17 protein-coding genes and 2 pseudogenes are annotated in these 20,488 nt (G+C 61.0%); 8 read left to right on the forward strand and 11 right to left on the reverse strand.

Going from position 1 to position 20,488, the window contains the following annotated elements:
- Positions 1-54 precede the first annotated feature (54 nt).
- The 3 genes from AC3IP0_RS17430 (at position 55) to AC3IP0_RS17440 (ending at position 2,188) form a co-directional block, all read left to right on the forward strand.
- On the forward strand, positions 55-423 hold the full coding sequence (locus tag AC3IP0_RS17430) for a type 1 fimbrial protein (RefSeq protein WP_489325464.1): 369 nt from the start codon (positions 55-57) through the stop codon (positions 421-423).
- 382 nt (positions 424-805) lie between these two features.
- Entirely contained in the window at positions 806-1,165 is a 360-nt protein-coding gene (locus AC3IP0_RS17435; RefSeq protein WP_489325466.1) for a DUF6124 family protein, read from the forward strand.
- 402 nt (positions 1,166-1,567) lie between these two features.
- On the forward strand, positions 1,568-2,188 hold the full coding sequence (locus tag AC3IP0_RS17440; RefSeq protein WP_489325467.1) for a hypothetical protein: 621 nt from the start codon (positions 1,568-1,570) through the stop codon (positions 2,186-2,188).
- Between the two features lie 82 nt (positions 2,189-2,270).
- Here AC3IP0_RS17440 and AC3IP0_RS17445 read toward each other — a convergent pair whose 3' ends face one another.
- Positions 2,271-3,287 (reverse strand): M14 family zinc carboxypeptidase, encoded by a 1,017-nt coding sequence (locus AC3IP0_RS17445; protein WP_489325469.1) that lies wholly within the window; start codon positions 3,285-3,287, stop codon positions 2,271-2,273.
- Positions 3,288-3,458: 171 nt separating this feature from the next.
- Between AC3IP0_RS17445 and AC3IP0_RS17450 the strand changes: the two are divergent.
- Positions 3,459-3,944 (forward strand): annotated as a pseudogene (locus tag AC3IP0_RS17450) (TetR family transcriptional regulator C-terminal domain-containing protein); the annotation flags it as partial.
- Here AC3IP0_RS17450 and AC3IP0_RS17455 read toward each other — a convergent pair.
- The 6 genes from AC3IP0_RS17455 to AC3IP0_RS17480 all read right to left on the reverse strand — a co-directional run bounded on the left by AC3IP0_RS17455 (position 3,900) and on the right by AC3IP0_RS17480 (position 10,869).
- A complete protein-coding gene (locus AC3IP0_RS17455) occupies positions 3,900-4,904 on the reverse strand; it encodes a DMT family transporter (protein WP_489325470.1) in 1,005 nt (334 codons plus the stop codon). The pseudogene AC3IP0_RS17450 and the gene AC3IP0_RS17455 overlap by 45 nt on opposite strands.
- Complete coding sequence (locus AC3IP0_RS17460; protein WP_489325471.1) at positions 4,904-5,602, reverse strand: ABC transporter permease; 699 nt, start codon at positions 5,600-5,602, stop codon at positions 4,904-4,906. Before AC3IP0_RS17460 ends, AC3IP0_RS17455 begins: the two co-directional genes overlap by 1 nt.
- An 18-nt stretch (positions 5,603-5,620) precedes the next feature.
- Positions 5,621-6,334, reverse strand: coding sequence for an ABC transporter permease (locus tag AC3IP0_RS17465; RefSeq protein WP_489325472.1), 714 nt, complete (start codon positions 6,332-6,334; stop codon positions 5,621-5,623).
- A gap of 164 nt (positions 6,335-6,498) precedes the next feature.
- Positions 6,499-7,281 (reverse strand): transporter substrate-binding domain-containing protein, encoded by a 783-nt coding sequence (locus tag AC3IP0_RS17470; RefSeq protein ID WP_489316337.1) that lies wholly within the window; start codon positions 7,279-7,281, stop codon positions 6,499-6,501.
- A gap of 27 nt (positions 7,282-7,308) precedes the next feature.
- Positions 7,309-9,312 carry an aminotransferase class I/II-fold pyridoxal phosphate-dependent enzyme gene (locus tag AC3IP0_RS17475; protein WP_489325474.1) on the reverse strand — a complete coding sequence of 668 codons (2,004 nt, stop codon included), beginning with the start codon at positions 9,310-9,312 and terminating at the stop codon, positions 7,309-7,311.
- Positions 9,313-9,468: 156 nt separating this feature from the next.
- On the reverse strand, positions 9,469-10,869 hold the full coding sequence (locus AC3IP0_RS17480; RefSeq protein ID WP_489325475.1) for an MFS transporter: 1,401 nt from the start codon (positions 10,867-10,869) through the stop codon (positions 9,469-9,471).
- Between the two features lie 224 nt (positions 10,870-11,093).
- On the opposite strand from AC3IP0_RS17480, the gene AC3IP0_RS17485 reads away from it, so the two are divergent.
- Positions 11,094-11,981: a LysR family transcriptional regulator gene (locus AC3IP0_RS17485; RefSeq protein WP_489325476.1), complete on the forward strand. Its 888-nt coding sequence runs from the start codon at positions 11,094-11,096 to the stop codon at positions 11,979-11,981.
- Between the two features lie 15 nt (positions 11,982-11,996).
- On the opposite strand, the gene AC3IP0_RS17490 is transcribed toward AC3IP0_RS17485, so the two are convergent.
- The 4 genes from AC3IP0_RS17490 to AC3IP0_RS17505 form a co-directional block, all read right to left on the reverse strand.
- Positions 11,997-12,449: a cupin domain-containing protein gene (locus tag AC3IP0_RS17490; RefSeq protein WP_489316341.1), complete on the reverse strand. Its 453-nt coding sequence runs from the start codon at positions 12,447-12,449 to the stop codon at positions 11,997-11,999.
- Between the two features lie 227 nt (positions 12,450-12,676).
- Entirely contained in the window at positions 12,677-14,872 is a 2,196-nt protein-coding gene (gene katG, locus AC3IP0_RS17495; RefSeq protein ID WP_489316342.1) for a catalase/peroxidase HPI, read from the reverse strand.
- 345 nt (positions 14,873-15,217) lie between these two features.
- The gene (locus tag AC3IP0_RS17500) at positions 15,218-15,415 is read right to left on the reverse strand and encodes a YbdD/YjiX family protein (RefSeq protein WP_046042517.1); all 198 of its coding nucleotides are present in this window, start codon (positions 15,413-15,415) and stop codon (positions 15,218-15,220) included.
- A gap of 2 nt (positions 15,416-15,417) precedes the next feature.
- Positions 15,418-17,475 carry a carbon starvation CstA family protein gene (locus AC3IP0_RS17505; RefSeq protein WP_489316343.1) on the reverse strand — a complete coding sequence of 686 codons (2,058 nt, stop codon included), beginning with the start codon at positions 17,473-17,475 and terminating at the stop codon, positions 15,418-15,420.
- Between the two features lie 404 nt (positions 17,476-17,879).
- Between AC3IP0_RS17505 and AC3IP0_RS17510 the strand changes: the two genes are divergently transcribed.
- The 3 genes and pseudogenes from AC3IP0_RS17510 to AC3IP0_RS17520 form a co-directional block, all read left to right on the forward strand.
- Positions 17,880-19,250, forward strand: a complete 1,371-nt coding sequence (locus AC3IP0_RS17510; RefSeq protein WP_489325477.1) for a cache domain-containing protein — start codon at positions 17,880-17,882, stop codon at positions 19,248-19,250.
- A gap of 8 nt (positions 19,251-19,258) precedes the next feature.
- Positions 19,259-19,891, forward strand: coding sequence for a response regulator (locus AC3IP0_RS17515; RefSeq protein ID WP_046042521.1), 633 nt, complete (start codon positions 19,259-19,261; stop codon positions 19,889-19,891).
- 226 nt (positions 19,892-20,117) lie between these two features.
- A pseudogene (locus AC3IP0_RS17520) lies at positions 20,118-20,399 on the forward strand (hypothetical protein); the annotation flags it as partial.
- Positions 20,400-20,488: the final 89 nt, after the last annotated feature.

Consider the following 20,488-nt stretch of genomic DNA (forward strand, 5'->3'; position numbering starts at 1 on the left):
AAGCTACTACCCTTCATTGACGACCTAGAACTTACAACTCAAGGAGCGTCAGACATGAACGGTAAACGTATAGCAGCGGGATTGAGTCTTTTGTTCGCACTCAGTGGTGCGTGCCTGGCGGCGCCGGGCACCATCAGGTTTCAAGGCAGCATTGTCGAGCCGGGCTGTCAGTCACGCGTAGGGACGGATGGCACATTCGAACTTTACCAATGCTCTGCCCAGAGTCGTGCGATGGGGATTGAGGCAAACACCATCGCGCCAACCGCCAGTGTGAGCGCTGTCGGTCAATCCCGAACCCACGTCAAACTGCTCGCTGACAGTGGTCAAGAAGGTCGCTATTTCGATCAGCAGTATGTACTGGTGGATGATGCAGGCTCGCCTGTCCGCTCGGGGAGCTACCTGATTACCCTCAGCATGCCTTGAGAACGAGGTCCGCGCAGAACGCCTGTATCGCGTGAAAGCGCTTGTTTAAAAAGGCTGTAGGTTATTTCCTGCGAACTACAAGACCTTGCGTCGTTGCCTACGGTTACGCCAGAATCCGCCGGCTTGTGCGCCCTGCCCCTGGTCTCTATCGTTTCCGCGCCACTGCCCATCAGTGGTCGGGTTTAGCAGCCCGGGGTTGTAAGCAAGGTGCACATGCTCCTGTCAGTCAGGTATTCCCATGCCTGCATTTGATGGTGGCTGTGCGCAGGGCGCCTTCGGGCGCGCCGGCTTTGCTAGCTTCCCCGGTCTGCTAACCTGCGCACAGCTGCCTCCTTCTCGTTTAGCAGCAAGAGGGTTGGCACCCAATCAGAGAAGCAAGCATATGTTCAAAGTCACCCCCAACCCGCCAGACACCGATCCGACATCCCCATACGAACCCGATTCAAACAAGCTCAACGAGGCCGCCGAACGCGCGCTCGCCTTCCACTTCCCCTCGACTGCCGACATCAAAGCCACACCGCGCAGACCCAGCCACCTGTTTACCGTTGACCCCGAAGCTACGACCGAAACCCTGGTGGTTTATCTGGTCGAAACGCTGGCCTCGGTCGATGTGATGGTGCATCAGTTGGTGGATCATCTGGACGGCGGATCGCGCAATGCCCTGCTGGGGATTTCCAACAGTGTGATGTTGGCGGAGATCACGGCGAATCGGGTGCTGGACCAGATTGATCCACCTGAGTAGTAGTCGCCTGCTGCGACGAGTGATGTTGTTCGCGTTGGGCTGTGCGGCTGCCATTTTTTGGGACCGCTGCGCGGCCCATCGCGAGCAGGCTCGCTCCCACAGGGATATGGGTGGTCCAGTAAAAAAGGGCTGAGCCGATGACTAGATAATGGCAACATGCCACAATTGGCGCCTGCCTTGGCATCCCAGGGATTTCTACTGCAATAGCCCGCCGCTCCTCAAGGACGGCTGATCCGGCTACAAAACAAGGAGTTGGCACCGTTGATGCCTCAGCAGGATTTACTCGCACCCGTTACTCGCACGCAAAAAATCACTTCGCTGATCACCCGTGGCATGGCAGGCCTCGGTGTTGTACTGAGTGGCCTGTGGGGGCTGATCACTTACGCCGTTCCGGACCCAAGCGTGTTCGGCTTCAGCTTCATCAGCTGGAAAAGCGTGGTGTTGGTGGTCAGTACCTTCCTGTTTTTGAGCGCCGTTTCCATTGGCTGGCAGATTCGCAACTTCGCGCCAGTAATCAGAGGGGTGCTGCAGTTTTGCATGGTGGTAGGTTTATCTTTTGGCTTCTTCATTCTGGGCACTGAATACGCCAAACCGTCGTTCGAGTTTGCCAAGGTTCAATCCAAAATGGTTGAAAACGAAGGCAACAACCTGCTCGGAAAACGCATGGAAGTTTTGGACAACGTCCGCTTTGAGCTGCTGGGTTGCGAGAATATCGGGCGATTGCCAACCTGCACCTTCGAACTCACCAACCTTAATGTGGACCGCAGCTTTCGATTCGAAGATGGCACACGGATGTTCGACGAATCTGGCGGTCCGCTCAAACCGGAATCGATACGAGTCGGTCAAGTCGAAGATAGCTACTACAGACAGTTTCAGCTGGTTCGCAACGTACCGACACGAGTGACCTTGCTGTTTCAGCAAAGCAACAGCAAGTTGAGCAAAACCCCGGCGATCAAACTGGGTTTTCAGGATAAAAACAGTGAGTATCTAATGCTCAAGTTCACCGACGTCGCCATGCACTAAGTAACAGGGTAAAGCGGCTGCTCATGAAGCCTTCTAACTCAGCAGCCGCAACCAAATATCTTCAGACCTGAAACTCAATCCCTTAATTCGGATCCAGCAACCCACCACTCCAATTACGCGACACCCGGCTACCGGTGAATTTCGCCACCCCCATGCCTTGGGGTATCAGGCGATCGCGATAGCGCGTCACCAGGCGCCCCGCTTGTTCGGCATGCAGTACCACTTCGGACGACGGATCACCCGGCCGCCCGAGAATCCGTGCAAAGCGCTGGCCTTCCTCGACGAAATCCCCCAGCTCTTTTTCGAAGATCAACACCCCGGGTTGCGGGGCGATGATGGTTTCCATGTGCCCCATTTCCACGGCTTCGACGGGCCAGTCAGCGGGCGCCACTGACTCATCGATGACGCCGCAACCGCACAGCCAGTTGTACAGCCCTTCGGCATCGGACTCGGCAAAACGGTCGCTGACATCGCCCTGCCCGCGCAGCTCCAGGGTCGCGGCCATGCGCCCTGCAGTGACTCCGTCGCGTATCCACGGGGCAATGATGGTTTCTTCGAAGGAGCCATCGCCGCCGTCATCCCAGATGATCGCCACGTCCATCTTCATCGCCGCCGCCAGTTCGCGGCCACGGGGCCAGAAACTGCGGTGCACGTAGAGGTACGGCAAGGCCTCGTCATCGGTGTGCAGGTCGAGCATCACATCGGCCGAGGCGGCCAGTTGCACCAGTTGCTTTTGCCATTGCTGAACGCAGGTCGAAGGTCGCGCCATGGCCGCCGACTGGTCGAACGCGCGATTGAAGTTATGCCCGGTGGCGTCGTGATAACGGCCAAGAATCCGCCCTTGGCGAAACTGCCCGATGCCCAGCGGATTGGCCTGCGGCACCACGGTGATGTTGCCTTTGAGCCGGCCCTGGGTTTCGGCGATTTGCAGTCGTTGCATCAGCAGGTGCAGGACCAGCATCCCGGCGATTTCATCAGCATGTACGCCGGCCTGCAGGTGCACGTTTGGCCCGCTGCCGTCGCCTGCATAGCGCCAGGCACCGACCCGCACGGCATCACCGTTGTTGTTGCGAACACTGAACGAAATATCCTGCGGCATTGGCTTTCCCTCCCATCATGAACCTTGAAAAACGTTGTATCGCTGCTGCCGAAGCTGGTGATTGAACAGACGTTCAACTAAGCTCGGCATCGTGGAACCTCACCCAAGGACAGCCTTGTGACAACCGATGCCCCGAAAAACCGCCGCGCCGAACCCGATGACCGTCGCGAAATGCTGGTGGCTGCCACCCTGCGCTGCCTGGGCCGCGACGGTCACGCCGGGATTTCCGTACGGCGCATTGCCACCGAGGCCGGGGTCTCCGTGGGGTTGCTCAACCATCACTTCGGCAGCATCGAGGTACTGATTGCCGACACCTACCAGCGGCTCGCGAGCGAACTGACCACCGCTCTGCTCCAGGAAATCGAGCAGGCCGAGACACCCGCGCAAAAGATCGATGCCTTCCTCGAAGGCTCGTTCTCGCCCAGGGTCATGGACCCGAAACTGCTCGGCGTGTGGGTGGTGTTCTGGAGCCTGATCCGTCACTCCGAACACGTCAGCCAGTCCCACGAAAAAAGCTACCGCGCTTACCTCGATCTGATTCGCCAGTTGCTCGACGGGCTGGCCGCCAGCGAAGGCTTCGTGATTCACGACACACGCCTGGCCGCCATCGGCTTATCGGCGATGCTCGACGGTCTCTGGCTCGAGTGGTGCCTGAACCCCGAGACCTTCAGCGCCGCCAACGGGCTGCATATCTGCCGCTGCTGGATAAAGGGGTTGCGTCACGGAGCATTCAGCACCGACGACGTCTTGTGACGGGTGCCGGCCGAAGATCATCGCCAGGGTGCCGCTGACCGCGATCAGCCCGGCGCCGATCATCAGCGACATGTCCATCAGCGTGCCCCAGACCAGGCTCGACAGCGCGAACGCCCAGATCAGCCCGGTGTATTCGAACGGCGCGAGCAAGGTCGCGGTGGCGCGGCGGAAACTGGCGAACAACAGGAACTGGCCGATGCCGCCCACCAGGCCGGCGCCGAGCATGCCCAGCCAGGCGGGCGTCGGTGATGGCGTGTGGGTCCAGGGCAAGGCGACCGCCATGCAAATCACGAACACCACGTTGGTGATCAGCATCTGCTCCAGCACTGAGGTCTGCTCATCCACTTGCCGCAGCTGGATATAGGTGAACGCCCAGCACATCGCCGCCAGCAGAGTCAGGACGATCGGCAACGGATCGCTCATGTTGTCGGGGCGACAGGTAATGACCACCCCGACAAAACCGATGATCAGGCTGAACCACTGCCAGCCGCTGGCGCGCTCCTTGAGAATCACCGCCGCCAGCACCGTGACCATGATCGGCGCGGAAAAATACAAGGTGGTCATCTCGGCCAGGGTCAGGTCCCGGGCCGCCGTGTAGTACAGCACCCAGGCGACAATCGACAGCAAACCGCGCACCACCAGCAAGCGCCGGCTCGGCGAGCGCCAGGCCCGCTGGATCAGGCGCAGGCGCCCCGCCAGCAGCACTGCCACGACCACCACGGCGGCGCGCCAGAACAGAATGGTGACCACCGAATAGTCGGCCACCAGCCACTTGATGACCGCATCCTGCAACGACAGGAATGCGTAACCCAAGGTGCACAGGCCAATGCCCTGCAGCGAGCGGTCAACTGCTGGCGATCTCATCAGGCCGACCTGCGCACAGGCGTCCCGCGCCGCTCGGCAAAGGCAAACAGCGCTTCGATCAGGAAGGTCAGGCAGACATACACCCCGGCCACCAGCAACAAGGGTTCGTACACCTGCAGGGTCTGTGCGCGGACCACGTTGGCGGCGCCGAGCAGATCGATCACGGCAATGGTCGAGGCCAGCGCCGTGGACTTGAGCAGCATCACGGTTTCCCCGGCCAGGGTCGGCAACAACAGGCGCATCGCCCGGGGCAAGCGTACCCGCAGCAAGGACTGGCGCGCCGTCATGCCAAAGGCCGACGCTGCTTCCATTTCACCCTTGGGCACCGCCAGCAGGCCACCACGAATCACTTCGCCGACATAGGCCCCCACCGACACCACCAGGGCAAACACGATGTACCAATAACCGTCGCGCAGGTACGGCCAGAGGAAACTGCCGCGAATCAGCGGGAACTGGGCAAACAGGCTGCCCAGGCCGTAGTAGAAAATGTAGATCTGGATCAGCAACGGCGTCCCGCGGGTCACGCTGGTGTAGAACAGGCTGACCTTGGCGATCACCTTGTTTTTCGAGATCCGCGCCAGCGCCACCAACACCGCCAGGACAAAACCGAACACACTGGAGATCAACAGGATCGTGAGGGTGGTTTGCAGCCCCCGGCCCAACAGTGCCGCGTATTCAACTATCCACGCTGGAATCATTTCATTCTCTCTGCCGGTTCAGTCAACAAGAGGCATCCAGCGACGAATGCGTCGCTCCAACCGTCCCGAAAGGTAGTTGGACACCAACGTCACCGCGTAATACAACGCGGCAGCCGTGAGGTAGAACAACAGATAGTGGCGCGTCGAGCCCGCGGCCTGTTTGGCCGTGTACAACAACTCGTTGGTGCCGACCACGCTGATCAGCGCGCTGTCCTTGATCAGGTTGATCCACAGGTTGGCCATCCCGGCCATCGCATACGGCGCCATGATCGGCAGCGTGACCCGGCGGAACAGGCCGAAACCGTTGAGGCCGAACGCCTTGGCCGCTTCGATCTGGCCGAAGGGAATCGCCTGGATCGCCGCGCGGAAAATTTCCGAGGCGTAGGCGCCCTGCACCAGCCCCAGCACCACGATGGCCGCCAGCGGACCGCTGACATCGACCACGCCGTAGCCGAGGTGGGTCATCAGCGAGTTGAGGAGCATGGAGCCGACGTAGTACAGCAACAGAATCAGCAGCAATTCCGGCACCGCCCGGAACACCGTGGTGTAGCCGCGCATCAGCGCTGCAATCGGCTTTGGCGCGCCCAGCTTGAGGCACGCCACCACCAGCCCGATGGCCAGCCCGAGCACAAAGGCCCCGGCGGAAATCTGCAGGGTCATCCAGAGCCCCTTCAACAGCGCACTGCCCCATCCCTGCTCGGTGAAATTGATCAGATCGAACATTGCCGGCATTTCACTCTCCAGTTGGCGAATCTGCACCTTCCCATGTGGGAGCGGGCTTGCTCGCGAAAGCGGTGTGTCAGTCGACATCATTGCTGAATGTGATGCCGCCTTCGCGAGCAAGCCCGCTCCCACAGGAGATTTGCGTCTGCGCAGGTGTTGCGTTTAGCCAGCCATCAGAACGCAGGCTTCACGCTGGTGCCGAAGTAACTCTGGGACAGCTCGTCGTAGTCCTTGCTCGCCAGCAATTCCTGGATGGCCTTGTCGAGCTTGGCCTTGAGTTCGGTGTCGTCCTTGCGCAGGCCGGCCCCCACGCCTTTACCAAAAATCGGGTCGTAAGGCACGGTGCCTAGGTAGGCCAGGTCCTTGGCATCCGGGGTCTTGATGAACGCGGCCATGGCGGTGCCGTCGGCCATCATCAGGTCGATGCGCCCGGCAATCAGGTCGGCGTTGGCCGAGTCCTGGGTGTCGTAGTACTTAACGTCGGCGATTTTTTCGTAGTAGGTCTTCAGGTAGCTGGCACTCACGGTCGAGTTCTGTACGCCGATAATCTTGCCCTTGAGGTCATCCGGGTACTTCTTCACCGACGCCTCTTTCGGGCCGACGACGGCAATCACCGAGTCGTAGTAGGCCTTGCTGAAGGCGATCTGCTTTTCCCGCTCCTCGGTCACCGACATCGAGGAAAAGATCACGTCGATCTTCTTCGCCAGCAGCGACGGAATGATGCCGTCCCACGCCACTTCCTTGATCTCGCACTCGGCTTTCATTTCGCTGCACAGTTTGTGGATCAGGTCGACTTCAAAACCTTTCCACACCCCGTTGGCCTGCTTCTCGGTGTACGGCGGATAAGGTTCCGCTGCCACCGCGAACCTGATCGGCTGTGCTTGAGCTGCGCTCATGCCGGCCAGCATTACGCAGGCCGCACCGGTCAACCAGTTTGCAAAACGTCGATTTCCCATGTTGTTTTCCCGTCTTTTTATGATGAGTTAGCGAGTCTGATGAGCGTTGACGAATTGCCGGCAACGCTCGCTGCGTGGGTGTACGAACACTTCGTCCGGCGAACCGGTTTCCTCGATCAGCCCTTGATGCAAAAAGGCGACTTTGGAAGAGACATCGCGTGCAAAAGCCATCTCATGAGTCACCAGGATCATGGTCCGGCCTTCTTCGGCGAGGGAGCGGATCACCCGCAGCACTTCCCCGACCAGTTCCGGGTCGAGTGCCGAGGTGGGTTCATCGAACAGCATGACCTTGGGCCGCATGGCCAGGGCCCGGGCGATGGCCACCCGTTGTTGCTGTCCCCCGGAGAGAAACGCCGGGTACTCGTTGCGCTTGGCCGCAAGGCCTACGCGTTCGAGCAGGGCTTCGGCCCGTTCAGTGGCCTCCGCACGGCTTTCACGCAGGACCTGGGTCGGCGCTTCGATGAGGTTTTCCAGCACCGTGCGATGGGGCCAGAGGTTGAAGTTCTGGAACACCATGCCCAGGCTGGACCTTATGCGCACAAGCTGTTTGGCGTCCGACACCAGCGGTGCACCGGGACGATTCTGATTAAGGTGAATGCTTTCGCCATCGACCAGGATGCGTCCCTGGTCCGGCACTTCGAGCATGTTGATGCAGCGCAGCAAGGTACTTTTGCCCGAGCCGCTGGCACCGATCAGGGAAATCACGTCGCCCTCGCGGGCGGTCAGGGAAACGCCCTTGAGCACTTCGATATTGCCGAAGCGTTTGTGCAGGCCATCGACCTCGATCATGGTCTTGACCGCGACCGGTTCGACGGTCGCGGTGCTGGTCACCGTGCCGATCACCGGCCTCGGCGCTTCACCATTGAGCACCTGGACAAAGCCGCGAATGCGCTGGCAGGCCTGGGCCAGGCGCTCGTCACTGAGGGTGAACGACAGCCGCACAAACCCCTGGGCCGGCTCACCGAATGCCGCCGCATCCAGCACCGAGACACCGGCCTCGCGCAGCAGGCGCCAGGCGAATTCCAGCGAGGTCAGTCCGGTGCCGCGCACGTCCACCAGCACGAACATGCCGGCATCGGGGTTGAGCACGCTGATGCCCGGGCAATTCGCCAGGCCGGACACCACCAGATCGCGGCGCCGACGATAGATCTCGCGCATGCCGTGGGTGACTGCGTCATGGGACTGCACGGCCTTGAGCGCCGCCTCCATGACAAACCCGGGCAAGCCGTACAGCATGCTCAGCACCAGGGTTTCGACATGGTTGACCAAGGCTTCATTGGCCACGACCCAGCCGATGCGCCAACCGGTCATGGCATGGGATTTGGACAGGCTGCCGATCACCACGCAGCGCTCGGCCATGCCCGGCAACGCCGCCAGGCTCAGGTGTTCACGCTCGTAGGCGAGGCTCTCGTAGACCTCGTCCACCACCACCCACAGGTCATGGGCGATGGCGAGTTCGGCGATGGCTTGCAGCTCTTCGCGATTGAGTACCACGCCGGTGGGGTTGTTCGGGTTGGAGAAGAAAATCGCCCGGGTGCGCGGGGTAATGGCCTTGGCCAACACGGCGGCATCGAGGCGGAAACCCGAGTCCGCCGCGCAGGGCACCCGCACCAGCGTGGCGCCGGACGCCTTGAGCGTCGCTTCGTAGGTGACGTACATCGGATCGAAGGCAATCACTTCGTCGCCGGCACCAAGCAGGCACATCGAGGTGGCGAACAAGGCGTACTGCGCACCTGCCGTGAGAATGACGTTCGACGCCTGCAGTTCGCGGTCGATCAACTGGCTGTAGCGGCCGGCGATGGCCTCGCGCAAGGCCTGGCGGCCGGCGATTTCGGTGTAGTGGGTATCCCCTTCACGCAAGGCGTGGATGGCGGCATCGGTAATGAAATCGGGGGTGGGGAAATCCGGGTCGCCGACGCTGAGGATGATCACGTCCTCGCCTTTGCGCTGTGCCGCGCTGGCTGCGTAGTGAATATCCCAGGCGGCAACGCCTTGGCCACTGATCCGTTCAACAAAGGGTGAAAACCGCATGCCAGTGCCTCGTTCGAATTGAAGAAACGCAAGCCCGCAACCAGCCGGGGGAAGGTGGCCCCCAACATAGTCCAGACTGAACACTCGTTCAATAGAAAACTCGCGAGGCTTCGCGTTCAGCGCAAACAGGTCGTTTTCACGACAGTCGCGCCGTTTTCAGCACGAGGGTGCCAGGCGCCGTGCAACCCGTTGACCGAGCGTGCCGATGACCAGCGCCACGACGATCAACGCCGCCGCGATGGCGAACGTGACCCGCATCCCCTGGGCGAGCGCTAGCGGTTGTGCTTGCAGGATGTCGCGGCTGACCGTGGCGAAGGCGAACACTGCGCCCATCACCGAAGCGCCGGTGATCAGCCCCAGGTTGCGAGACAGGCCGAGCACACCGGACATCACGCCACGTTGGTCCGGCGCGATGTCCGCCATCACGGCGGTATTGTTCGCCGCCTGGAACAGCGCATAACCGGCCGTGAGGACCACCAGCGGCGCGAGGTAGCCGAGTACGCCGACGCTCATCGGTACGACGGGAAGGATGCAAGCGCCGGTCAACATGGCAATCAGCCCGACCGTGCTCGAACGCTGTGCGCCCCATCGGTCGACCAGCCGCCCGGAGGGCACGCCGGCCAATGCCGCCACCAGCGGACCGGCCGACATCACCAGCCCGACACTCGCCGCACTCAAACCCAGTGCACCCGAGAGATAGAACGGGCCGACCACCAGGGTGGCCATGACCACCGTGGTCACCAGGCTGCTCATGGCGAACCCTGCGCTGAGCAGCGGATTGCGCAACATCGCCAGTTTGACCAGCGGCGACGCGGCGGTCTGCTCGACGAACACGAACAGCATCAAGCCGATCACCGCGACCAGCAGCAGCGCCGTATTGAGCGGGCCGAAGCTGCCGCGCCCAAGGGTCATTGCGAGCGCGTAAGCCAACAGGGTCAGGACCAATACCAGGGTGCCAAGCGCGTCGAAATCGGGTCGAGTGGAGGTCATCTCGTGGCGATCCTGCGGCAAAAAGCGCCAGGCCAGTCCCATCGCCAAGACACCCAAGGGTACGTTCAGCAGAAAAATCCCCTGCCAGCCCACTTGGGCGATCAACACGCCGCCAAGCGTCGGCCCCAGTGAGGTGCCAATTGCCGACATCGTGCCGAGCACGCCCATCGCGCTGCCCATTTTTTCCTTGGGCACCGCCCCGCTCACCAGCGCCATGGTCAGCGCCATCATGGTCGCCGCGCCGACGCCCTGTAAGGCCCGGGCGGCAATCAGCAACCACAGATTGGGCGCCAGGGCGCAGAGGAGCGAGGCGACGGTGAACACCGCAATGCCGATCAGCAACAATCGCCGCCGTCCCAGAAGGTCGCCGAGCCGGCCGACGCTGACGATCAGCGCCGTGATGCTCAACAAATAGGCGAGGACCACCCACTGCACGGCCTGGAACGACGCTGAAAACGCCTCGGCCAGTGTCGGTAAACCCACGTTGGCAATGCTGGTGCCCAGGGACGACAGCAGCATGGATAACGACAGGCTGGCCAAGGCACCTCGAATCGATATGGACTTCATTTTCTCGCGACTCCGTAAACAGGTTGTCCGAAGCCTAAGCCCGGCCATAACATGGCGGAAGACGCAGCATTTGCACTTTATACGTGCATACAACGCCACACTCAGAAATGTGGGAGCGAGCTTGGTCCGGGCGGCGCTCCGACGATGGGGCCCCGCCAGTCACCATTGATGTCGACTGAAACTCTGCAATCGCGAGCAAGCTCGCTCCCACAAGGATTCACTTAATGCCCGATCTGAATCTGTTGATCACCCTGAACGTGTTGCTCGAAGAAGGCAGCGTGGCCCGCGCCGCGCAGCGTTTGCGCCTGAGCCCGTCGGCCATGAGCCGGGCGCTGGCGCGATTGCGCGAAACCACGGGCGATCCACTTTTGGTGCGGGCCGGTCGCGGACTGGTTCCCACGCCCCGGGCGCTGGAGCTGCGTGAACGGGTCGGCGCGCTGGTGCAGGACGCCGAAGCCGTCCTGCGCCCCGCCGAGGCACTGGACCTCAATCAACTGGTGCGCACCTTCACCCTGCGCACCAGCGATGGCTTCGTGGAAAATTTCGGACCGCCACTGATCGCCCGCATCCACCAGGAGGCACCCGGTGTCCGCCTGAATTTCGTGCAGAAACTGAACAAGGACAGCACCCTGCTGCGTGAAGGCTCGGTGGATCTGGAAACCGGTGTGATCGGCGAATCCACCAGCCCGGAAGTGCGCACCCGGATGCTGTTTCGCGACCGGTTCATTGGCGTCGTGCGCAAGGGCCACCCACTGGCTCGAGGCGAGATGACACCTGTTCGTTATGCCGACGCCCGGCACATCCTGGTCTCGCGCCGGGGCCACGAAAAAGGCGTCATGGACGACGCCTTGAATGAGCTGGGACTGAAGCGGGACATCGCCACCATTGTCGCCGGTTTCTCTTCGGCGATTGCATTGGCACGGGCTTCGGACCTGGTCGCCAGCGTACCGCAGCGGCACGTCGGCAACCTGTGCCAGGGGATGCATTGCTTTGCCCTGCCGTTCCCCACGCCGCCGATCACGGTTTCGATGCTGTGGCACCCGCGCATGGAAGCCGACCCGGCTCATCGCTGGTTGCGCGGTTGTGTGTGGGAGGTTTGCAGTTCGCAATGACCCGGTAGCCCTCGCCTACTCCTTCAGGATCAGCAGCGGCTCGCCTTTTTTCACGATGTAGGTCGCCAGTTCCGAAGCCTTGCCCTGGCCCACGTTCTTCGCCACATGGGCGACGCCTTCGGGGATGTACAACGAATCGCCGGCCTTGAGCGTCACCGGTGCCCGCCCTTCCAGTTGATACTCGAAGGTGCCGCTGATCACGTGCGCCACCTCGACACCGGGGTGAGCATGTTTGGGCGACGTCACGCCAGGATCGAAGTCCACGAGCACCTGAAGGACTTCACGGTTGGCGGCGCCCAGGTCTTCGCGTACCAGGTCGGTGCGATGCAGGCCCTGCTGCCAGCTTTTCATCGCCGGGGCCGGCTGTGCTTCCTGGGCTTGAGAGAGGCTCGCAACGGTGGCGAGCCCTGCGGCGGCCAAGACCAGACCAAGCTTGCCGAGGGTGTGACGGGGGTGGATACGCAACATTGTCTTTCCTCCAGTTGAACCACGCCAGGCCGCGCCGAAAGTGGCGCGATGCCGGTGGTTCCATTTGAAGGCCGCCGTGTATCGCCCGGGTGTCGGGAAACGGCGGTTTTGTATGCCCGGGTAACGGCGGGCGTTGCGGATACCTGCGGATACAAACCCGCAACGGCCGAAGAAGAAGTGACCGCGACCCGATCCCACCCGGGTCGCGGCAAGTTCAGGCTTTTTGACTACGCCAGATCGAATCGATCCAGATTCATCACTTTGGTCCACGCAGCGACGAAGTCCTTGACGAACTTCTGTTGCGCATCGGCGGTGGCATAGAATTCGGCCAAGGCACGCAACTGCGCATTGGAACCAAAGACCAGGTCAACCCGGGTCCCCGTCCACTTCACGGCACCGGTTTTACGATCACGCCCTTCAAACTCTTGTTGGGCATCCGACACGGGCTTCCACTCCACCCCCATATCGAGCAGGTTGGTGAAGAAGTCATTGGTCAAGGCTTCCGGCCGTGAGGTGAAGACACCGTGTTTGCTTTGCCCGACATTGGCGTTCAACACCCGCAGTCCACCCAGCAATACCGTCATTTCCGGCGCGCTGAGCGTCAACAGCTGCGCCTTATCGATCAGCAATTTCTCGGCCGGCACACGGTACTGTTGCTTCAGGTAGTTACGGAAACCGTCGGCAATCGGTTCAAGGAAACCGAAGGAGTCGACATCGGTCTGCTCCTGACTGGCGTCCATGCGTCCAGGCGTGAAAGGCACCGTCACGCTATGACCGGCATTTTTCGCCGCCTGTTCCACGCCCACGGCACCGGCGAGCACGATCAGGTCGGCCAGGGAGATTTTCTTGCCGCCACTGTTGAACTCGTTCTGGATGCTTTCAAGTTTCGCCAGCACCGTCGCCAATTGCGCGGGCTGGTTGGCCTGCCAGGACTTCTGTGGCGCCAGGCGCAGACGCCCGCCGTTGGCACCGCCGCGTTTATCGGAGCCACGGAAAGACGAAGCCGCCGCCCAGGCCGTAGATACCAGCTGCGAAACTGACAGCCCCGAGGCCGCAATTTTGCCTTTGAGCACGGCAACATCGCTGTCATTGACCAGCGGATGATCGACAGCAGGGATCGGGTCTTGCCACAGTAGCTCTTCATTCGGCATTTCCGGGCCGAGGTAACGCGAGAGCGGGCCCATGTCACGGTGAATGAGCTTGTACCAGGCACGGGCGAAGGCGTCGGCCAACTGGTCTGGATTGGCCAGGAAGCGCCGGGAAATCGGCTCGTAGATCGGGTCGAAGCGTAGCGACAGGTCCGTGGTCAGCATGGTCGGATCACGCCGTTTGGACGTATCAAAGGCATCTGGAATGGTGCCGGCGCCAGCGCCGTTTTTCGGCTTCCACTGGTTTGCCCCCGCCGGGCTCTTGCTCAGTTCCCATTCGTAACCGAACAGGTTTTCCAGGTAGTTGTTGCTCCACCGGGTTGGCGTGGTCGTCCAGGTCACTTCCAGACCACTGGAGATGGCGTCGGCACCGCTACCGGTACCGAACGTGCTCTTCCAGCCCAGGCCCTGCAGTTCGAGGCCGGCGCCTTCGGGCTCAGGCCCGACATGGTCGACAGGACCAGCACCGTGGGTTTTGCCAAAGGCGTGACCGCCCGCGATCAGCGCGACGGTTTCCTCGTCGTTCATGGCCATGCGCGCAAAGGTTTCACGGATGTCCTTCCCGGCGGCGACCGGATCAGAGTTGCCTTCAGGGCCTTCGGGGTTTACGTAAATCAGGCCCATCTGCACGGCTGCGAGGGGGGTTTCCAGATTGCGCTCTACGGGAGCTTGCCCGGCATCTTTGCCATAACGTACGTCGCCACCCAGCCACGTGCTTTCCGAGCCCCAGTAGACGTCTTCGTCCGGTTCCCAGACATCCGGGCGGCCACCGGAAAAACCAAAGGTCTTGAAGCCCATGGACTCCAGTGCAACGTTGCCGGCGAGGACGATCAGGTCGGCCCAGGAGACTTTGTTGCCGTACTTTTGCTTGACCGGCCAGAGCAGCCGACGGGCCTTGTCGAGGCTGACGTTGTCCGGCCAGCTGTTGAGCGGTGCAAAACGTTGCTGGCCGGAACCGGCGCCACCCCGGCCATCACCGGTGCGATAGGTGCCTGCGGCGTGCCAGGACATGCGGATAAAAAAAGGCCCATAGTGACCGAAGTCCGCTGGCCACCAGTCCTGGGAATCGGTCATCAGCGCAGTCAGGTCTTTTTTCAGCGCCTGGAAGTCCAGGCTCTTGAAGGCTTCGGCGTAGTTGAAGTCGCCCCCCAACGGGTCAGACTTGGGCGAGTGTTGACTCAAGATCTTCAGGTTCAGTTGGTTCGGCCACCAGTCGCGGTTCGTCGTGCCACCGCCAGCGGCGTTATTGAACGGGCATTTCGATTCAGTTGACATGGCATCTCCTCTTGATTTTGTTTTCAGCTAACCATCCTTAAGCGTGGATCCGGATCACCGATTGAAGAAATAGCTTTTCGGTATGGGATCCATAGCCTTGAGGCTATGACGGCCCAGTGATCAGTCGCTCCAGACCATCCATTAAAGTACCGGACGGGGAAACTGTCGCTTCATCTGGGGGAGATAGCCGATAAACAGTTCAAATCAGTCAGGAGGTTGGCAATGCTTCCATGACCCGGGGCAAAAGTGGCGGCGACGATTCGAATCGCCATGGGGCCTGAAATATTCAGGCCTTTCCTGCACGCAATAAAAAAACCGGCCTTTCAGCCGGTTTTTTTATGTCACTCAACAGCACTTCGGTCCGGCTTTACTGCCGTAACGGGCTTCCTGGCGCTCACGGAAGAACGCCTCGTAGTCCATCACCGGTTTGTCCGGGTGCTTGTTCTGCATATGCTCGACGTAGTTGTCGTAGTCGGGCATGCCGACCATCAGGCGCGCGGCCTGACCGAGGTATTTACCGAGGCGACTCAGGTCATTGAACATGATCAGGCATCCGGCAGCGCTTGATATGGCGCTTCTTTATCCGTGCGTTCCTTGGTGCCCCAGGCAGCGATGCCGACCTTGAGTGCGAAGAACAGGATGCTGAACACCACGAACAGGAACAAAGCGGTCAGCGTTGCGTTGGTGTAGGCGTTGAAGATCACGTGCTGCATCTGGTCGATGCTCTTGGCCGGGGCCAGCACCTGACCATTGGCCAGCGCATCGCTGTACTTCTTCGCCAGGGCGAGGAAGCCGATCGCCGGGTTGGCGTCGAACAGCTTGATGAAGCCCGCGGTGGTGGTGCAGATCAGCAGCCACACGGCCGGCAGCAAGGTCACCCACACATAACGCTGGCGCTTCATCTTGATCAGCACCACGGTGCCGAGCATCAGCGCGATACCGGCCAGCATCTGGTTGGAGATGCCGAACAGCGGCCACAAGGTGTTGATGCCACCCAATGGATCGATCACGCCCTGGTACAGCAGATAACCCCACATGGCCACGCAACCGGCGGTTGCCACCAGGTTGGCGGTCCAGGATTCGGTGCGCTTGAGCGCCGGCACGAAAGAGCCGAGCAAGTCCTGGAGCATGAAGCGACCGGCGCGGGTACCGGCGTCGACCGCGGTCAGGATGAACAGCGCTTCGAACAGGATCGCGAAGTGGTACCAGAACGCCATGGTGTTTTCACCCGGCAGGACGCTGTGCAGGATCTGCGCGATACCGACCGCCAGCGTCGGCGCACCACCGGCACGGGCCAGGATGGTGGTTTCACCGATGTCATGGGCTACGGCTTGCAAGGCTTCCGGGGTAATGGCGAAGCCCCAGCTGCTGACGGTTTGCGCCACGGCCACCACATCACCGCCGACTACGGCTGCCGGACTGTTCATGGCGAAGTACACGCCCGGATCGATCACGGAAGCCGCGACCATGGCCATGATCGCCACGAAGGATTCCATCAGCATGCCGCCGTAACCGATGTAACGGGCATGCCCCTCGCTGGCGAGCAATTTCGGCGTGGTGCCGGAAGCAATCAGCGAGTGGAAACCGGAGACCGCGCCACAGGCGATGGTGATGAACAGGAACGGGAACAGACCACCCTTCCAAACCGGACCGGTGCCGTCGACGAATTGGGTCAACGCCGGCATTCTCAGCTCGGGCATGGTCACCAGGATGCCGATGGCCAGGGCGACGATGGTGCCGATTTTCAAGAAGGTAGAGAGGTAGTCACGGGGCGCCAGGATCAGCCACACCGGCAATACCGCCGCGACAAAACCGTAGCCGATCAACATCCAGGTGATCTGGATACCGGTAAAGGTAAAGGCCTTGGCCCACACCGGATCCGCGGCAATCTGCCCGCCGAGCCAGATCGAACCGAGCAGCAACAGCACGCCGATCACCGAGATTTCGCCGATGCGACCCGGGCGGATGTAGCGCATGTAGATGCCCATGAACATCGCGATCGGGATGGTCGCCATCACCGTGAATATGCCCCACGGGCTCTCGGCCAGGGCCTTGACCACGATCAGCGCCAGCACCGCGAGGATGATGATCATGATCAGGAAGCAGCCGAACAGCGCGATAGTCCCGGGAATACGGCCCATTTCCTCACGGACCATGTCGCCCAGGGAGCGGCCGTTGCGGCGGGTGGACATGAACAGGACCATGAAATCCTGAACCGCACCGGCCAGCACCACGCCGGCGATCAGCCACAGCGTACCGGGCAGGTAGCCCATCTGCGCCGCCAATACCGGGCCGACCAGCGGACCTGCGCCAGCAATGGCGGCGAAGTGGTGACCGAAGAGTACGTGTTTGTTGGTCGGCACGTAGTCCAGACCATCGTTGTTGAGCACAGCGGGTGTGGCCCGATTGGGGTCGAGCTGCATCACTTTATTGGCGATGAACAGGCTGTAGTAACGGTAGGCAACGAGGTAGATGGCGACGGCTGCGACTACGATCCACAGGGCGTTGATCGCTTCGCCGCGGCGCAGGGCCACGACACTCAGCGCAATCGCTCCCAGGACAGCCACGGCAAACCAGGCGAGGTGTTTAGCCAGACGGGGCATAGCGTGTCTCCTGCCGACAGCCAGTGACTGCGGCGGTAATTTTTATAATTGTGTCCGCGGTGCGGAGCTGGCCCAATATCTGCGCATGTCGTCCACAAATAAATCCGCGTTACTACGTACGTGGTGTCTACGTAGTACTACGTAGACACCACGATCTCCCTGTGGGAGCGGGCTTGCTCGCGAAGGCGGTGGATCAGTCAATATTGATGTCAGCTGACCCACCGCTTTCGCGAGCAAGCCCGCTCCCACAGGGGATGTGTATCGAACACTGGATCCGGGACCATCCCCGCTCCCACACTGGTTTTGCATTTCACCCCGGCCACCGGTCATTCCGTCCAGCAGCGCTACTGGCCGGACCTCTCTTTGGCATATGATCCCGAGCCTTCGCGCGGGCAGGAGTCAACATGCAGCTCAAACACAAGATCGTCGCCCTCGGGATTCTGCCGCTGGTGTTGGCCATTGCCGTCATCTGCGCGCTGGTGATTTCCCTCAACCGCCAGTTGGGCGATCAACAGGCGCAACTGATCGAAGACAGCATTCTGGCGAGCAAGCGCGCGGAGCTGAAAAACTACGTGGAAATGGCGAAAAGCCTGATCGAGCCGCTTTACGATGACGGTCACGGCGACGCCCACGCCCAGCAACAAGTGCTGGAAGAACTGCGCAAGCTCAGCTTCGGCATCAACGGCTACTTCTTCGTCTACGACCACGAAGGCCGCAGCCTGATGCACGCACGCCAGTCGGAACTGGTGGGCCAATACCTGTGGGACATGAAAGACCCGCACGGCCTGCCGGTGATCCAGGCGCTGCTCAAAAGCGCGCAATCCGGCGAAGGTTTTCAACGCTACGCCTGGAACAAACCCTCCTCCGGTCAGGTGACCGACAAGCTCGCCTATGTGGTGATGCTCGATCGCTGGGGCTGGATGCTCGGCACCGGCATCTACCTCGAAGACGTCGAACGCGCCACCCAACAGGCCCGTGCCGAAGTGGCCATGGGCATCCGCAAGACCATGATGGCCATCGCCGTGGTCGCCCTGGTCGCGGTGCTGTTTGTGTTCGCCACCGGCATGACCCTCAACGTCAGCGAACATCGGCTCGCGGACAAAAAACTGCAGCGCCTGACCCAGCGCATCGTCAGCCTGCAGGAGGAAGAACGATCCCGGGTGTCCCGCGAGTTGCACGACGGCATCAGCCAGGTGCTGGTCTCGATCAAGTTCCAGTTCGAACTGGCCAGCCATCTGCTGGAACGCGGACAAGCCCACGACAAGGGCTTGAACACGCTGAAAGACGCCACCGAGCGCCTGGGCGATGCCATCGGCGAGGTCCGCAGCCTCTCCCACGACCTGCGCTCATCCTTGCTCGACACCCTCGGCCTGCCGGCGGCCATCGGCCAATTGGCCGCCGAATTCGAGCAGCGCAGCGGGCTGACCGTGACCTATGACGAAAATGAATTCGACTGCCAACTGGTCGACGGCGCGGCTGTGTCGCTGTTCCGCATCGTCCAGGAAGGCCTGACCAATATTGAACGCCACGCCCAGGCGCAGAACGTGTCCATTACACTGCGCGGCTGCGACGAGTCCGTGCGGCTGACGGTGGTCGATGACGGTATCGGTTTCAACGTCGCCCAGGTCGAACGTCGTCAGGCCGGCATTGGCTTGCGTAACATCCGCGAACGCGTCGAACATTTTGGCGGGCGCTTCGATCTGATCTCGATGCCGGGCAGAAGTGAGCTGGACGTACGGCTGCCGATGAAACCTGGCGCAAAACTACAAGAGTGAAACCTTGCATGAACCTGCCCTCCCCGATCCGCGTCGCCCTGGTCGACGATCACTCCCTGGTCCGCGACGGCATCAAGGCGCTGCTAGCCGTGATGTCGCCCCTGGAAATGGTCGGCGAAGCGGAAAACGGCGCCGAGGCCATCGAGATGGTCGGACGCTGCCAACCGGACCTGCTGCTGGTCGACATCAGCCTGCCGGACATGAACGGCCTGGAACTGACCCGCGTGCTGCGCAGCCAATACCCGTCGCTCAAGGTGCTGGTGCTGAGCATGTACGACAATTACGAGTACGTCAGTGAATCGGTGCGCTCCGGCGCCAGCGGCTACGTGCTGAAAAACGCCCCGTCACGGGAAATCATCGCGGCCATCGAAGCCATCAGCAGCGGCGGAACCTTCTACAGCGCGGAAATCGCCCAACGGCTGATCGCCGACAGGAACACCGACAACGAACTGACCCCGAGGGAAAGCCAGGTTTTGTCGAAGATGGCGCAAGGCTTGAACAACAAGGAAATGGCCCGGGAACTGGACATCAGCGTGCGCACGGTGGAGACACACCGCTTGAGCATCCGGCGCAAGCTCAACATCGACAAGCCGGCAGCGCTGGTCAAGTACGCCCTTGATCATGGGCTCATTTCCCGCTAATGCCTCGAACACTGTGGGAGCGGGCTTGCTCGCGAAGGCGTTGTGTCAGTCGACAACATTGCTGGCAATGCCGACGCCTTCGCGAGCAAGCCCGCTCCCACAAGGATCACCGAATCCGCCATTGACTGCATCGATAGTCACCATCAACTCAATGAAGTTCTCTTAAAAAATCCACGGCGTAACATCTGCTCCATACCAACCCATAAGCACCCCGGAGCACACGATCATGAAACGCCAGACCCTCCTCAGCATCGCTTTCTCGGTTTTCGCAGTTAACGCTTTTGCCGCAAACTCCGCTCAACCAGTGGTAGCTGAAGGCGGCTCGGATCGTCTGATTGAAAGCCGTGTGGCCGAGGGTGGTTCCGATCGCCTGATCGAAAACCGCGTCGCCGCCGATGGTTCCGACAAGTTGATGGAGAACCGCGTCGCTGAAGGTGGCTCTGACAAACTGCTGCAGAACCGTGTTGCCGAAGGTGGCTCGGATCATCTGATCCAGAATCGCACTGCCTGAATAAGTTGCTCTACCACCGCCCCACAAAAAAACCGGCCTGATCAGCCGGTTTTTTTGTATTGGTCAGCCTGACAGTGCCCTGAGAT

The sequence above is a fragment of the Pseudomonas sp. GL_103 genome (genome assembly GCF_057835175.1).

Coding starts and splice junctions, on each gene's coding strand:
- AC3IP0_RS17430 (WP_489325464.1), top strand. CDS start 55: ATGAACGGTAAACGTATAGCAGCGGGATTGAGTCTTTTGTTCGCACTC.
- AC3IP0_RS17435 (WP_489325466.1), top strand. CDS start 806: ATGTTCAAAGTCACCCCCAACCCGCCAGACACCGATCCGACATCCCCA.
- AC3IP0_RS17445 (WP_489325469.1), bottom strand. CDS start 3,287: ATGCCGCAGGATATTTCGTTCAGTGTTCGCAACAACAACGGTGATGCC.
- AC3IP0_RS17455 (WP_489325470.1), bottom strand. CDS start 4,904: ATGAGATCGCCAGCAGTTGACCGCTCGCTGCAGGGCATTGGCCTGTGC.
- AC3IP0_RS17460 (WP_489325471.1), bottom strand. CDS start 5,602: ATGATTCCAGCGTGGATAGTTGAATACGCGGCACTGTTGGGCCGGGGG.
- AC3IP0_RS17465 (WP_489325472.1), bottom strand. CDS start 6,334: ATGCCGGCAATGTTCGATCTGATCAATTTCACCGAGCAGGGATGGGGC.
- AC3IP0_RS17470 (WP_489316337.1), bottom strand. CDS start 7,281: ATGGGAAATCGACGTTTTGCAAACTGGTTGACCGGTGCGGCCTGCGTA.
- AC3IP0_RS17475 (WP_489325474.1), bottom strand. CDS start 9,312: ATGCGGTTTTCACCCTTTGTTGAACGGATCAGTGGCCAAGGCGTTGCC.
- AC3IP0_RS17480 (WP_489325475.1), bottom strand. CDS start 10,869: ATGAAGTCCATATCGATTCGAGGTGCCTTGGCCAGCCTGTCGTTATCC.
- AC3IP0_RS17485 (WP_489325476.1), top strand. CDS start 11,094: ATGCCCGATCTGAATCTGTTGATCACCCTGAACGTGTTGCTCGAAGAA.
- AC3IP0_RS17490 (WP_489316341.1), bottom strand. CDS start 12,449: ATGTTGCGTATCCACCCCCGTCACACCCTCGGCAAGCTTGGTCTGGTC.
- katG (WP_489316342.1), bottom strand. CDS start 14,872: ATGTCAACTGAATCGAAATGCCCGTTCAATAACGCCGCTGGCGGTGGC.
- AC3IP0_RS17500 (WP_046042517.1), bottom strand. CDS start 15,415: ATGTTCAATGACCTGAGTCGCCTCGGTAAATACCTCGGTCAGGCCGCG.
- AC3IP0_RS17505 (WP_489316343.1), bottom strand. CDS start 17,475: ATGCCCCGTCTGGCTAAACACCTCGCCTGGTTTGCCGTGGCTGTCCTG.
- AC3IP0_RS17510 (WP_489325477.1), top strand. CDS start 17,880: ATGCAGCTCAAACACAAGATCGTCGCCCTCGGGATTCTGCCGCTGGTG.
- AC3IP0_RS17515 (WP_046042521.1), top strand. CDS start 19,259: ATGAACCTGCCCTCCCCGATCCGCGTCGCCCTGGTCGACGATCACTCC.